This window comes from Nocardia sp. CDC519, assembly GCF_059509835.1.
Genome location: NZ_CM183377.1, coordinates 978,157 through 991,103, shown reverse-complemented (window position 1 = coordinate 991,103; position 12,947 = coordinate 978,157). Strand labels below are relative to the sequence as shown.

The following is a 12,947-nucleotide window of genomic DNA, read 5'->3' as shown; positions in this document are numbered from 1 at the left end:
CGACACCGCCTGAGCCGGTCGATGGCGACTGCCGAGCCGAGAGCGTGGCGCGCGGAGCGGGCGGCCGTGACCGGTGTAGTTTGACCAGCCGTGGGTAAGAGCAAGCGCAACAGTCCGAAGCCCGGCGGGAACCGGGCGCAGCGTCTCGCCGAGCGGCGAGCCGCGCTGGAACAGGCCGCCAACGCCGTCACGCGCCCGTTCGAGGGTTTGGCCGCCGAATGCGATCTCGTCGCGTTGCGCGAGTTCGTGCCCTCGGCGACCGCGACCCTGAAGCTATCGCCGGGCGCCGCGGCCGAACGTTCGGTCGTCCTCGCGACGGTGCTGCCCGGTGCGGTCGCCGCGCTGGTGCGCGCGGGTGACGAGCCGACCGGCTATGTCGGGGTGCAGGTGCAGGCCGAGGGGGAGAACCCGGCCGCCGATCTCGCCGCGGCGATCTTGTGGACCCAGTCGGCGGAACCGGGTGAGTCGCTGCCCGCCGCCGCGAGCGTCGAAGGTGGGCCCACCCTGGCCGACGTCATCGACCCGGGCGCCGCGCTCGAGTTGACGGTGCATCAAGATTTCGACTGGTGGGTGCCCGAAGGCGTGGAGCCCGATCCGCAGGTGGCCGCGACCATCGAGCAGGCCAAGCAGGCGATCATGCCCTCGGATCGGCTGGATCTCGGTGCCGACGCGATCGGCGCGGCCTGGTGGGTCGACGCGGGTGAGAAGGCGCATCTGCGCTGGGTGCGCCCCGAGCCGGAAGACGATCTGATGCTGGCGCTGGCCCGGTTGCACGCCTCGGGTGGTCTGCATCTGGGTGAGGGTTCGCGGTTCGCGGGCTCGTTCCGTACCCACGGGCTGCTGGTGCCGGTGTTCGATCTGGATCCCGAGCGGCACGCGGCCGAATGGGCCGCGCCCGCAGTCGAGTTCGGTGCGCGGTTGGCGCAGGCGCTGGCCTCGGACGCGCCGATGTCGGCCGAGGAGCGGCGGTCGCGCGACGGCCTGCGTTCGCGACAGGTCACCCTGCGTTGACGCGTCGGCGTCGTTCGCGCTGAATCGGCGCGCGAAAACAGTGAGACGGCTTCGGTGTCCGGCCTCGGGCCGGCCCGGAGCCGTCGCTGTTCGGGGGTGGCGAAATTCCACCGTAGTAATTTTGTGAAAAAGGCTCCTTTCTAATCTTGGCTCCGTTACGTTCTCTGCATCACCGAAAGATGGTGTAGGTGAGGGAAACCTCACCGGCCGATGAGGAAAGTAGGGAAATCATGGACGCCATTCTCGAGCTTCTGACCACGCTTCTCAGCAGCCTGAGCGCCAGCGCGGGCTGAGTAGTGCGGAATTCGGCAGGCCGAGCACGCCGCAACGTGCTCGGCCTGCCGATCGCTCGATAGCGCGGTGGCGTATTACACCGAACCGCCGGCGGCCGACGGGGCACCCGAAGTGTTGCTCGGGCCGCTCATTTCGCGGGCGATGAATTCCTCCAGATCGAACAGGTTCGACCCGGCGCGATCGGCGATGGTGAGGAGGGTGTTCATATTGGCCACCTCCTCGACCTGTTCCTTCAGGAACCACTGCATGAACTGCTCGCCGAGGTAATCGCCCTCTTCGCGAGCGGTGCTGGCCAGCTGGATGATCTGGTCGGTGACCGCCTTCTCCTGGGCCAGTGCCAATGCGATGGGTTCGCGGGCATTCTCGAAATGCGATTTAGCAGCGTCGACTCCACCGAGTTCGATGCTGATATCGCGGTCGAGGAAGTACTGCACGATCATCATCGCGTGGTTACGTTCTTCGACGGCCTGGGCGTAGAAGCGCTTTGCCAACTGCGGCAGGTCGGCGTTGTCGAACCAAACCGCAATCGCGATGTATTGATGCTCGGCATTGAATTCATGCCGGATCTGATCGTGGAGCAGGCTGTGGAATTTGCTGCGTGGAGTTTCCGGATGGCTGGACATGACACAGACGTTATCGCTGGTCAGCGTCCTTGTCATCCAAGTCGACCCTTATTGAGGATAGTGTTTCCTAATTAGTTGCGTACTGTCCCAGCCATTTTGGGGGCGGAGTTGCCCGCCGGTGCGACGGTGGTCGGCAGTTCACGCGCGGCGAATTCCTCCACGTCGAACAGGTTGCCCGCGGCGCGCTCGAGCACCGTCAGCAGCGTCGTCATGGCGGACACCTCGTCGAGTTGCTGCTCCAGGAACCACTGCATGAACTGCTCGCCGAGGTAGTCGTTCGAAGCGCGCGCGGCCTTGGCGCACTCGACCGTCTGATCGGTCAGCCTCTGCTCCCGGGCGTGCAGGAAAGCGATTGCGGCGTGCGGTGATTCGAAGGTCGGGCGCACCTCGTCCAGGCCGCCGACGGTGACCTCCAGATCGCGGTCGAGCAGATGCTGCACCATGCGCAGCGCATGGCCGCGATGCTCGTCGGAACGGCCGTAACAATGTCGGGCCAACTGGGGCAGCCGGTTCGCCTCGAAGTACACCGCGGCGGCCAGATACTGCTGGCCCGCGGTGAACCCGTGACGGATCTGATCGCGCAGCAGGGCCGGGAACGACCGGCCGGCGTCGAGGTCGGACATGTGCTCGACGTTACTCGCCGCGCAGATCCTCCGGAACGGGTTGCCCGGTCGCCAGCGCCTCGAAGAACCGGCTCGCGTTGGCCTTGTCCCACAGCACCACATTGCCGCTGGAGGTATCGCCGAATCCGCCGATCGGTACCGTCGTCGCCAGCGTGTCGCCGCGCAGCGCCCAGCCGAGCCGCGCCAGATCCCAGATGTGATCGCCGTTGTCGACGGTCAGCGAGCGCGCGGTGTCGCGAGCCATCGGCCACAGCTTGAACGGATTGGCCAACGTGCTCGGGCTGGTGGCCTGTTCGAGCAAGGCGGACAGGAACAGTCGCTGATTGTTCATCCGGTCGATATCGGCGAGCGCGGTGGCGCGGGTGCGCACGAAACCCAGCGCCTGCGGCCCGTCGAGGGTCTGGCAGCCCGCGGCCAGATTGATGCCGGCCAGCGGGTCGTCGATGGGTTGCGGCACGCACACATCGATCCCGCCGAGCGCGTCGACCACTCCGGCGAATCCGGCGAACCCGATCTGCGCGTAGTGGTCGATGTGCAGCCCCGTGGCGATCTCCACCGACTGCACAAGCAGTTGCGGACCGCCGAATGCGAAGGAGGCGTTGAGCTTGTCCTGGCCGTAGCCCGGGATGCTGACGTAGGAATCGCGCGGCAGGCTCACCAATGTGGTGCGGCCCGAGGGCGGCACATGCACCAGGATGATCGTGTCGGTGCGCTCCGGACCCACCTCGCCACCGGTGGCCAGGCCCTGCTCCTGATCGGCGGTGAGCCCGGACCGGCTGTCGGACCCGACGAGCAGCCAGTTGGTGCCGGGCGTGTCGCCCACCCGGTCGGAGTAATCGGCGAGCGCGTCGATCCGGTGCAGGGTGCGGTCGAGCTGAATGACCGCGGTGACGATCAGCAGCATGAACACCACGAGCATGACCAGGAACCACCGGAAGAGATGCCGTTTGCGCTTGGGCCGCGGCGGGCGTGGCGCCCGGCCGCCACCGCGTGGCGGTCGGCTCGGCGGGGGTGGGGGCACATCGCGGCGTCTGCGCGGGGGTTCGTCCTCGCGGAACGGGACGGGTTGCTGCGTCGGCGCATGGGTGGCCGCGCGGTGCTGTTCGGCGGGCGCCTCGGGCACCTGCGACCAGGCCAGCGGTGCCGCTTCCGCTCGGCCGTCACGGTGCAGCACCTGTGTCGGCTCGATATGGCGTGGCGGTCCGTTCGGTCCGTCTTTCCGCAGCCCGGGGGCTCCCTCGGGACGGCGCATCACCGGCTCGGCGGGCTGCCGGGCGTCCGGGTGCCGCGCCGGTCCGCCGCGATACGCGCCGCCCGGACGGTCCGCGTCGTAACGACGGGTTGCCTCGGGATCGGGGTGGGCTCCCGGGCGATTGCCGTGCGGGCCCGCAGCGCCGGGGTTGCGCGGGGCACCTCGTCGAGCGTCCTGCCCGGCACCGAGTCGATCGGAGCCAGGGCGATCGGGGTGCGGGATGCCCGGGCGGTCGGGTTGCTGCCGCCCGGCTCCTGAACGGCCGGGGTGTGCGGCGCCTGGGCGCTCGGGTTCGGGTCGTCCGGATACGGGGCGGTCGGATGACGGGATTGCGCCGGGCCCGCCGACCGGATGGCCGCCGCGTTCGCCCGCCCCGCGTGAGCCCCGGTCGGGCCGCTGCCACCCGCCCCGCTCTCCGGGTGCCTGCGGCCTGCCGGGTTCGGGGGATGGCCCACGCATCCCCGGTTCGGCCGGACGCGCGCCGGGCCGACCGGGCGCCTGCGGCGGGACCCGGCGCCTCCGTGGGTCGTCGCCGTTCATCATGTCGAACTCTACTTACCCACTACGCCCCCGTTTGTTACCCGACGCCACGCCGGTACGCACGCGCCCGATCCGGCAGGCCGGCGCGGACACTGCCCCGCCACCGTCCTCCGCCCTCGACCGGACCCGGCGATCCACCGCCATCGCTGTTCACGCCCGGCCAGCCGACCTGCTCAGGCGCTGATACGGGCGGCCGGGTCGACCATGGCGTGGGCGATTGCCGGCCCAGCGGCTGAGTGCCGTGCGGTTACCGCTCATGCTGTCTTCCGGTCTTGACCGGCTCGACGCGGTTACGGCGCCTCTGGGCCTTGCCCGGCGCGAGTCGAACCCAGTGCGGAGCTGGTCCAGCGCGATCAGCTGGTATCGCGGTTCACGGCAGCCGGCCGATTGCTCGCGGGGCGATATGGCGGCCAGGTCGTTTGTGGTGTGCACGATCGCCGGCGGCCAGAGTCGGAGCGCCTTGCGTCGTTACCGCTACTGCGGCCTCTGGTCTTGACGGCTTCGCGGTTCGTCGGTCGATCTGCTCACGGCAGCCAGCCGACCCGGTCGCGGAGCACGGTGTAGCCGATATAGGCGACCGCGTCGATCAACGCGTGTGCGATGACCAGTGGCCAGAGGCGGCCGGTGCGCTGCCAGTAGCGGCCGAAGATCAGGCCCATGACGATATTGCCGAGTCCGCCGCCGAGGCCCTGGTAGAGGTGGTAGCTGCCGCGCAGCAGCGCCGAGGCGAGCAGGGAACGGTTGTCCGACCAACCCAGTGCACGCAGCCGGGTGATCAAGTAGGCAACGACAATGATCTCTTCGGCGGCGGAGTTGGCGCAGGCCGACAGAATCAGGGCGGGCAGCCGCCACCAGTGCTCGTCGAGGGCGCTGGGCACGATCGTCACGCTGACGCCCGCCGCGTGCGCGATCAGGTACAGCGCGAGCCCCGGCAGCCCTATCACGGCCGCGAGCACGAGTCCGTGCAGCCAGTCCGGGCGCCAGCGCGCCCGAGCGAGGCCGATGGCGCGCGGGCCGATACCGCTGCGCCAGAGCAGGTAGAGCCCGAGCCCGGCCCACGCCGTCAATCGCAGCACGCCGAGCAGCTGGAACAGCAGGTCGATGGTCGACTGCGCCGAGCGCGAGGCATTGAGCGCGACGGTCTGCTCATCCACACCGCCCGGTGCGAGCGCGCTCTCCACCAGCGAGAGGGCGGCATTGAGGCCGCTCAGTCCGAAGGTGACGCCGAGCACCACCAGGATCTCGAGCCGAATCCCCGCCCGTTCCCGATCGGTCGGCTCACCGGTTTCCGCCCGGCCGAGGTCATCGCGCATGCAGCCGAATCTATTGCCCCCGGGCGCGGGAATCAGATCCGGCGCAGTCCGTTCAGGAAGGGGCAGCCTGCCAGCAACCGCACTGCTCGGCTCAGTGATTCGACGTCGTCGGCGGGCGAGGCGAAGGGCAGGCGGACGTCGTGGTCGCCGTCCTCGCCTTCTACCCGCAGGGTGAGTCCGTATCGGTCGATGGCGAGCGGATGCACAGTGCCGCGCTGCAGGCGGGGCGGCAGATGCCGGGCCAGTTGCGCGATGACGTCGGCGTGGTCGGCCTCCATATGCTGCAGCCAGGCCGATTCCATCGAGCAGAACGGGTCGGGCCTGGCCAGCCGCAGATCCTCGACGCACACCGATTCCGCGCCGGTGGCATCGGCGACCACGGCCGAGTTGATCACCAGACGCAACAGGGTGGCGGTGTGGCCGACGTCGAGCAGGCCCGGATCGGGGTTCTCCTTGGCGACCTCGGTGGCCAGCGCCCGCTGCGCCTGCGTCGGCACGGCTCGCACCCAGCCGCGCAACCACACCAGCGCGCGTACCGGTTCCCGCAGCGGCAGTGGGGCGTGGTCGGTGAGTTCCAGGACGGCCGGCGCGCCCGCGGCACCGGAGGCGGCGGCATGCGCGGCGGCGCTGTCGCGGGGCACGGCGATCACGGCGTCGCCGCATTCGCGCAGATGATGCACCGAGGTGGGGATCGGATCGGTGCCGGGCAGAGCCAGCACCGAATACTCGGCATGCGCACATGCGCTGCGCACCCGCTCGGCGGTCGTCGGTGCGCTGATCGTCTCCGGCATAGAAACCTCCACTGGGTGAACGTGCCCCACTTCACAGATGCGCAATTAGGTTAACCTAACCTAAGCGAAGGTGGGGATGCGCGCAACATCTGGCCGCTGGGTAAGTTGAAGTCCATGAGCAGCGAGCCGGTTCTGGTCGCATTGACGGCACCCGCGCGGCGACATCTGGCCGACGGCCTTGTCGTCCCGCCCGCCACGGCGCCACCGGGCCGGATCATCGCAGCGGATCTCGACGTTGCCGAGATCGCCGACATCCTCGCCGAAGCCGCCCACTCCGACACCGGTCTGGTCGCACGGACCGACGATCCGCAGCGCGCGCTCTCCCTCGTCGCCGGCACCGCCGCCGCGCTGTGCGGTGAGGACATCCGCACCGCCCTGACCACTCCCGATGTCGGCTTCCTCACCGGCCTGAAGCCACAGGCGGTCGAGGCCGTGCGCGGGGTACTGCTGGCCATCGAGACGCGGCATCCGCGGGAACTGGCTCAGGCGCTCACCGAGCTGCTGGCTCCGGTCGCCGACTGATAGCCCAGCCGTTCCCGGCCTCGGGAAGTCGGCCGAGCGCGTGGGCTCGCGCAAGTAATCTCGTAGGCGTGCCGCGAATAGCGTATTTCGGGCCCTCCGGAACCTTCACCGAGATGGCCCTCGCCGAACTCGAAACCTCGGGGGCCTTCGACGGGCCGGTCGAGCGGATCGCCGCGCCCAGTCAGGGCGCCGCCCTCGATTTGATCCGCTCGGGTGACGTCGACGGCGCCGTGGTGCCGATCGAGAGTTCGGTGGAGGGCTCGATTCCGGCCACCCTGGATTCGCTGGCCGTCGGCCCGCGGCTGCAGATCATCGCCGAGACCGAACTCGAGGTGAGCTTCGCGATCCTGGCCCGCCCGGGCACCCGGCTCGACGACGTGACGTCGGTGGCCGCGTACCCGGTGGCCGCGGCGCAGGTGCGGCTGTGGCTGGAACGTCATCTGCCCGGCGCCACCGGTTATGTGTCGGCCTCGAACGCCGCTGCCGCCGAGGATGTGCTGGCCGGGCGCGCCGATGCCGCGGTGTCCACCACTCTGGCCGGGCAACGCCTCGGCCTGGTGCCGCTGGCCGAGGGCGTCGCCGATCACGAGGACGCGATCACCCGGTTCGTGCTCGTCACCAAGCCGCGGGTGGCACCGCAGGCCACCGGCGCCGACCGCACGTCGATCGTGCTCGAACTGCCGAACGAACCGGGCGCGCTGATGCGCGCCTTCGGTGAGTTCTCCACTCGCGGTATCGATTTGACCCGAATCGAATCACGGCCCACCCGCACCGGGATGGGCACGTACCGGTTCTATCTGGATTGCGTCGGCCATATCGACGACGCCGCGGTCGCCGAAGCGCTCAAGGCGCTGCACCGCACGGCGCGTATCCGTTTCCTCGGCTCCTGGCCCGCCACCTCGGCCACCGGGACGCCGCCGCCGTCGGATGAGGAAGCCGCGCAGTGGCTGACCCGATTACGAAAGGGGGTTGCCGACCTGTGACAGGCAAGCTGATTCTGGTGCGGCACGGTGAGACCGAAGGCAATGTCGCACGGATGCTCGATACCAGTCTGCCCGGGCTGCCACTCACCGAACGCGGTGCGGCGCAGGCGAAGACCTTCGCATCGCGGCTGACGGTGCCGCCTCGGCTGCTGCTGTCCTCGCAGGCCTTGCGGGCCAGGCAGACCGCCGGCTACATCGAAGCCGCGAGCGGCATCTCGGCCGGAGTGCTCGACGGCGTGCACGAGGTGCAGGTCGGCGATCTGGAGGGGGAGAGCAGCCAGCAGGCGCACGAGCTGTTCCTCCGGGTGTACCGGTCCTGGCACGAGGGCGAGTTGACGCAGCGGCTGCCCGGTGGCGAATCGGGCCAGGACGTGCTCGACCGTTTCCTGCCCGCGATCACCGAATTGCGTGACGGATACCTACTCGACGACGCCGGCGATGTGCTGCTGGTGAACCACGGCGCCGCCATGCGCCTCGTCGCGCGGGCACTGACCGGCGTGGCGCCGCCGTTCACCATCGACAACCATCTCGACAACACCGAGACCATCGAGTTGGCGCCGCGTCCCGACGGCAGCTGGGAATGCGTGCGCTGGGGCCGGTTCACCCCGCCGTTCGGGCGCGCGCCAGCATTGGGGTCCGACGACCCGATGGGGTGAGCTGCGCCCGGCCACGCTGGTGACCGGGCGCGACGCTCGATGATTCAGGACCGTGGTCGGATCACACCACCGCTGGACTGTCCGGGAACTCTTCGCGTTCCGGCAGCGAGTTGATCAGATCTTGCAGCGCTATCCGCAGTCGGGCGTTGGTGCCGCTGCTGAACGAGGTCCACTTCACGCCGTCATCGGAGACGCTCGCCGTCGCGATGAAACGGCCCGCGCGCGTGTTGAATACGGCGATATGGTTGTCGGCGATCTCGCGGGTGCCGTCGCCGTAGACGACGCCGACGATCTCGGCATGCGAATCCAGATGCACCAGGGCCGAGGCGAGGGTCTGCGCGTCCCGTGGTGGATTGCCGACCTTGCCGAGGCGGTTGGCGGTGGCCGTCGCGTCGCCGAGGTCGTTGAAGATCGGCTCCAATTGCTCTGTCGGGGCGTTCATTCCGGTGAGTTCGAGCGCCTCGGCGGGCCCGAGCGCGGCGAGCACCGGACCGGGTAGATCTTCGTCGGCCTCGTCGATCACATACGACTCGGGTCCGCGCAGGGCGACCGTCACCAGATCGTCGCCCTTGGCCAGACACATCCGGCTCACCTGACCGGAGACGACCAGCCGCAACGCGATGGCCCAGTGCGGGCGGTTGAGCGCGCGCAGCCGGTCGGCGAGATCCGGTTGAACCACTTCGCCGTCGAGCAGATCCCGATCGGCGAGCGACTGGGCGGCCGCGGCCATCGCCGCATCGTGCGCGGTCTCGTTGTCGTAGCGCCCGATCGCGTTCAACACGACCGGGACCTCGTCGATCTGCAAATGTTCCAGCAGGAACTGCATTTCGTCGAGCGAGAGCGTGACCGCGCCGAGCGTCGCCGGACCGCGACCGGCACCGAGTACCGTCACTTGGCCGTCCCGGCGGGATCGGCACCGATGACGCCGTCGGCGGCGAGGCGGCCGTCGGAGAAGTGATCCGCCCGCAGGTAATCCGCGCCGTTGTGCTCGGACTCGTCGTCCTCGCTGTTGGCCGCACCGCGACCGAGCAGCGGGCTGGCGGGCCCGGTGGAGGCGGGACGGATCGGCGCGCCCTCGGTGCGCGCCACGGCGACCTCGGTGACCGGAGCGGCCGCACCCGCACCACCGCTGACCGGCGGTGCGCCCCAGCCCTCGGGCACCTTGAACGCGCTGCCCGCGCCGACCGACGCGCCCATCCCGGCGGCGCGGGTGGAGGCACCGGCCGCGGCCGCGGCGCCACCGGCGGCCATGCCGACCGGAGCCATCGACGCCACCCCTGGCGCGCCCGAGCTGGTGGCGGCGGCGATCGCGTTGGCGCCGAGATTGCCGACGGTGCTCACACCGCTGGTGGCGACCGAACCGGCCACGTTCGCGGCCTGGGTGACCGCGCTGCTGATGGCCGGGTTGTTCACCACCGCGCCCGCGGCGGCGAGCGCGGTCTGCACCGGGTCGCCATTGCCGCTCTGGAAGGCCTGATCGGCGTTGGAGGCGGCTTCGGCGGAGCCGGCGCCGTTGGCGATCGGCGGCGGGTTGATGAACTCACCGGGCGTGATCACGGTGGCGGTGGTGGCGGCCTCGTAGGTCTCCATCACCAGCGCGGCGCGAATGTCCATGGCGTGCTTGGCGACTTCGGCCGCCTCGAACGCGCCCGAGAGCGCACCGGCCGGGTTGGCAGAGGCGACGACCGCGGTATTGACCGCGACGATCTCCGGCAGGCTCGGCATCGCCAGCGAGGCGACGGTGTAGGCGGTGGCGTTGGCGGCGGCCTTGCTTCCCATCGTCGCGGCCATCACGCCCTGCTGGCCCGCCCATGCGGTGAACCCGCCGAGCCGGGCCAGTGCGCCGATGCCGTTGACGCTCTGCAGGCCGAGGCCCAGTTCGGCCATCACCCGAGTGACGGTGGCGGTGGCGTCGACCCAGGCGCCCGTCAGCGTCCCCCATGCGGTGGCGGCGGCCGAGATCGGAACGGCGTGCGCGCCCGCGTTCAGCGTGACGGAGTTGAATTCGGCCATGCGGGGCAGCCAGAACACCCCGGTGATTCCTGCGGTCATGCTTGTTTCTCCCCTTGTGTGAAGCTCGGAGCCGGATCGGCGGTCGGCTAGGCGACGATCGAGTTGAACGGTGCGCCGGTCAGCGTGACGATTCCGGCGGACATGGCGTCTTCGGCCATGTACTGCGCGAGCTGAGTGCGCAGGATCGCGGCGGCGTGATGCAGTTCGAGAATCCCCTGCGCGACGGCCCGATCATGGGTGATGGCCGCGTGATTGAAGTGGTTCGCGGCCAACAGCGACACCTCGTCGGCGCCCGAGGGGAGGACATGCGTTGCCGGTCCGGTCACCGCGGCCACCCCGGCCAGACGGTCGGCGAGCAGATCCAGTTCGACAGCTGCGGCGAGGATGAGTTCGGGTGTGACGTGCACGTTGCCAATCATGTCTCGACTCCTTCTAGTGGTAGCTGTTCGGCGGAACCACGAGAATTCCCCCTACGAGTACATTGGACGCGACGTCACCACGATCGGTTCCATCGAATCCAGAGTTTCCTTCCGGTCTTGCCGGCCAGACGCGAACCCCCATCCACAGGTTCGCATACAGCTCGGGCTAAGACTAGCCCCATCCCAGCTGATGGAGCCGTTCTTCGTCAATCCCGAAATAGTGTGCTATCTCATGGATCACGGTGATCGCCACCTCCTCGACCACCTCTTCTTCGTCGGCGCATATCTCCAGCAGGGCGTCTCGATAGATGGTGACGGTGTCCGGGAGTGCGCCGCCGTAATGACTGTCGCGTTCGGTCAACGCGATTCCGTGATAGAGCCCGAGCAGATGTGGATCCTCCGGATTGCGTGCCTCGATCAGCACTACGACATTGTCGATGGCCCGGGCGAGTTCGGGCGGAATGAGATCGAGCGCGTCGGCGACCAGCTCCTCGAAGCGGTCCTCGGACATCGAGACCGGCATGTACGTCGTCGCCCTGCCTAGCGCGGCTGCGGCGGCAGCGGTGCGGCGCCCGGCAGCGGCGGCGGGGTGTAGCGGCCGTCGCTCGGCGGCGGCACCGGGGCCTGGCCGTTGATCAGGATCTCGCCCTTCGCCGATCCGGTGATGGGCGCGAATCCTTCACGGTCGGCGCCCTTACCGACCATGCAGTCGAGTTTGCGGCTGCCGGCGAGCCAGCTGCGCGCGTCGATGTAGTCGAAGAACAGCGTCAACGTCTTGTTGCGCAGGACGTCCGGGCCGCCGAGGTATTCGGTGGACAGCCGCGCGCATTCGCCTTCGACGAACTTGTCCTGCTCTTCCTTCGGCGGCGGCGGACCCTGGAAGCGGCCGCCGAGATCGACGGTCGCCACGATCTCCACCGCGTGCGGCTGGGTGCAATCGACCGGATCGGTGGGCAGGTTCTGGTTGATGCCGAGGCACACGCCAGGGGCGAACACCTTGGACTGGTCGTTGTCGAGCACGCTGCCGGTGGTCGGCAGCGGCGCCGAGGCCGCACCGGTCAGGCCCGCGGCCTGAAGTCCGCAGCGCAGCTTGCGATCTCCGGTCTTGGCCCAGCCTTCGGGGCTCGGATACATCAGGCCGACGACGAAACGCCCGCGCGGGTCGAACTTCCCGCCGAGGTACTGCTGCGCCGCGGTGACGCAGTGCTCCTCTTTGAGTTCGGTGAATCGCAGCGAATCGGGGAAACGCGAACCGGGGCCGAATTCCTTGCCCGGGTACTTGCTCAGGTCGATATCGGCGGTGACCTCGAACAGATGCTTGTCCGCGCAGTCGACCTCGACCAGGTCGGAGCGATCCGGCGCGGTCCAGCTGAGGCAATCGCCGCGGGTGGCGGTGCCGAAGGTCTTCTCGGCGCCAGCGGGCGCGGCCACGGCCGGGTTGTGCGCTTCCAAGCCGGAATCGTTCTCGAAACCGGTGACGAACAGCGTCACCATGGCCGCGGTCACCGCGCCGACGGCGACCGCGAGCAGCCCCCAGCGCAATTTCGGCGCCGACAGCCGCAGCTTGCCTCCCGAGTCGGCGTCGGCATCGGGCGCCGGAGCCGCCGCCGTCGACCCGCGCCCCTGCCGCGGTTTCGACCGGCCGAACGCCGCGCCGCGCGGGCTCCGGCCGGCGGAGCCGCGGTCGGGGCGGCCGACGGCGGGCCGCGACGGATCACCGTCCCGAGCGGACTCGGGCACCGGCGGGGGCGTGTGCGCGTCATCGGAGGTCATCGCGATCCATCATGGCACGTCCGCGTCAGGGGCCGGAGGCGGAAGCTTGCGTAACCACGCAGGCCCCGCGGGCGTGCCGAGTGGATACAGCACGTCCGCGTCAGGGGCCGGAGGCGGAAGCTTGCGTAACCACG

Annotated in this window: 14 protein-coding genes; 4 read left to right on the top strand and 10 right to left on the bottom strand. The window is 69.4% G+C overall.

The window, feature by feature from the left end; translation table 11 throughout:
- Nucleotides 1-90 precede the first annotated feature (90 nt).
- On the top strand, nt 91-1,011 hold the full coding sequence (locus tag AC5W7N_RS04365) for a DUF5926 family protein (protein WP_194992475.1): 921 nt from the start codon (nt 91-93) through the stop codon (nt 1,009-1,011).
- A 368-nt stretch (nt 1,012-1,379) separates the two neighbouring features.
- Here the strand turns inward: AC5W7N_RS04365 and AC5W7N_RS04360 are convergent, their stop codons facing one another.
- The 5 genes from AC5W7N_RS04360 to AC5W7N_RS04340 all read right to left on the bottom strand — a co-directional run bounded on the left by AC5W7N_RS04360 (nt 1,380) and on the right by AC5W7N_RS04340 (nt 6,447).
- Nucleotides 1,380-1,928 (bottom strand): ferritin, encoded by a 549-nt coding sequence (locus AC5W7N_RS04360; RefSeq protein WP_014348392.1) that lies wholly within the window; start codon nt 1,926-1,928, stop codon nt 1,380-1,382.
- 71 nt (nt 1,929-1,999) lie between these two features.
- The gene (locus AC5W7N_RS04355; RefSeq protein WP_163816670.1) at nt 2,000-2,551 is read right to left on the bottom strand and encodes a ferritin; all 552 of its coding nucleotides are present in this window, start codon (nt 2,549-2,551) and stop codon (nt 2,000-2,002) included.
- 10 nt (nt 2,552-2,561) lie between these two features.
- The gene (locus tag AC5W7N_RS04350) at nt 2,562-3,725 is read right to left on the bottom strand and encodes an LCP family protein (protein WP_194992474.1); all 1,164 of its coding nucleotides are present in this window, start codon (nt 3,723-3,725) and stop codon (nt 2,562-2,564) included.
- A 1,142-nt stretch (nt 3,726-4,867) separates the two neighbouring features.
- The gene (locus AC5W7N_RS04345) at nt 4,868-5,656 is read right to left on the bottom strand and encodes a CPBP family intramembrane glutamic endopeptidase (protein ID WP_194990881.1); all 789 of its coding nucleotides are present in this window, start codon (nt 5,654-5,656) and stop codon (nt 4,868-4,870) included.
- 32 nt (nt 5,657-5,688) lie between these two features.
- Entirely contained in the window at nt 5,689-6,447 is a 759-nt protein-coding gene (locus AC5W7N_RS04340; protein WP_163816664.1) for a DUF2470 domain-containing protein, read from the bottom strand.
- A gap of 114 nt (nt 6,448-6,561) precedes the next feature.
- Here AC5W7N_RS04340 and AC5W7N_RS04335 point away from each other — a divergent pair, with 114 nt between their 5' ends.
- The 3 genes from AC5W7N_RS04335 to AC5W7N_RS04325 all read left to right on the top strand — a co-directional run bounded on the left by AC5W7N_RS04335 (nt 6,562) and on the right by AC5W7N_RS04325 (nt 8,608).
- A complete protein-coding gene (locus tag AC5W7N_RS04335; RefSeq protein ID WP_194990880.1) occupies nt 6,562-6,969 on the top strand; it encodes a hypothetical protein in 408 nt (135 codons plus the stop codon).
- A gap of 68 nt (nt 6,970-7,037) precedes the next feature.
- The gene (gene pheA, locus AC5W7N_RS04330; protein ID WP_163816660.1) at nt 7,038-7,952 is read left to right on the top strand and encodes a prephenate dehydratase; all 915 of its coding nucleotides are present in this window, start codon (nt 7,038-7,040) and stop codon (nt 7,950-7,952) included.
- On the top strand, nt 7,949-8,608 hold the full coding sequence (locus AC5W7N_RS04325) for a histidine phosphatase family protein (RefSeq protein WP_194990879.1): 660 nt from the start codon (nt 7,949-7,951) through the stop codon (nt 8,606-8,608). The genes pheA and AC5W7N_RS04325 overlap by 4 nt, the downstream gene beginning before the upstream one ends.
- A 61-nt stretch (nt 8,609-8,669) precedes the next feature.
- On the opposite strand, the gene AC5W7N_RS04320 is transcribed toward AC5W7N_RS04325, so the two are convergent.
- The 5 genes from AC5W7N_RS04320 to AC5W7N_RS04300 form a co-directional block, all read right to left on the bottom strand.
- A complete protein-coding gene (locus AC5W7N_RS04320) occupies nt 8,670-9,500 on the bottom strand; it encodes an ESX secretion-associated protein EspG (RefSeq protein ID WP_194990878.1) in 831 nt (276 codons plus the stop codon).
- Entirely contained in the window at nt 9,497-10,660 is a 1,164-nt protein-coding gene (locus tag AC5W7N_RS04315; protein ID WP_495923322.1) for a PPE domain-containing protein, read from the bottom strand. The genes AC5W7N_RS04320 and AC5W7N_RS04315 overlap by 4 nt, the downstream gene beginning before the upstream one ends.
- A gap of 47 nt (nt 10,661-10,707) precedes the next feature.
- A complete protein-coding gene (locus AC5W7N_RS04310; RefSeq protein WP_163816651.1) occupies nt 10,708-11,040 on the bottom strand; it encodes a PE family protein in 333 nt (110 codons plus the stop codon).
- Nucleotides 11,041-11,212: 172 nt separating this feature from the next.
- On the bottom strand, nt 11,213-11,563 hold the full coding sequence (locus AC5W7N_RS04305; RefSeq protein ID WP_194990876.1) for a metallopeptidase family protein: 351 nt from the start codon (nt 11,561-11,563) through the stop codon (nt 11,213-11,215).
- Nucleotides 11,564-11,580: 17 nt separating this feature from the next.
- Nucleotides 11,581-12,813 carry a septum formation family protein gene (locus AC5W7N_RS04300; RefSeq protein ID WP_495923321.1) on the bottom strand — a complete coding sequence of 411 codons (1,233 nt, stop codon included), beginning with the start codon at nt 12,811-12,813 and terminating at the stop codon, nt 11,581-11,583.
- Nucleotides 12,814-12,947 lie beyond the last annotated feature (134 nt).

What these genes read in the sequence shown, in the direction of transcription:
- AC5W7N_RS04315 (WP_495923322.1), bottom strand. Translation starts at nt 10,660, where the DNA reads ATGACCGCAGGAATCACCGGGGTGTTCTGGCTGCCCCGCATGGCCGAA.
- AC5W7N_RS04300 (WP_495923321.1), bottom strand. Translation starts at nt 12,813, where the DNA reads ATGACCTCCGATGACGCGCACACGCCCCCGCCGGTGCCCGAGTCCGCT.
- AC5W7N_RS04305 (WP_194990876.1), bottom strand. Translation starts at nt 11,563, where the DNA reads ATGCCGGTCTCGATGTCCGAGGACCGCTTCGAGGAGCTGGTCGCCGAC.
- AC5W7N_RS04345 (WP_194990881.1), bottom strand. Translation starts at nt 5,656, where the DNA reads ATGCGCGATGACCTCGGCCGGGCGGAAACCGGTGAGCCGACCGATCGG.
- AC5W7N_RS04360 (WP_014348392.1), bottom strand. Translation starts at nt 1,928, where the DNA reads ATGTCCAGCCATCCGGAAACTCCACGCAGCAAATTCCACAGCCTGCTC.
- AC5W7N_RS04335 (WP_194990880.1), top strand. Translation starts at nt 6,562, where the DNA reads ATGAGCAGCGAGCCGGTTCTGGTCGCATTGACGGCACCCGCGCGGCGA.
- AC5W7N_RS04340 (WP_163816664.1), bottom strand. Translation starts at nt 6,447, where the DNA reads ATGCCGGAGACGATCAGCGCACCGACGACCGCCGAGCGGGTGCGCAGC.
- AC5W7N_RS04355 (WP_163816670.1), bottom strand. Translation starts at nt 2,551, where the DNA reads ATGTCCGACCTCGACGCCGGCCGGTCGTTCCCGGCCCTGCTGCGCGAT.
- AC5W7N_RS04310 (WP_163816651.1), bottom strand. Translation starts at nt 11,040, where the DNA reads ATGATTGGCAACGTGCACGTCACACCCGAACTCATCCTCGCCGCAGCT.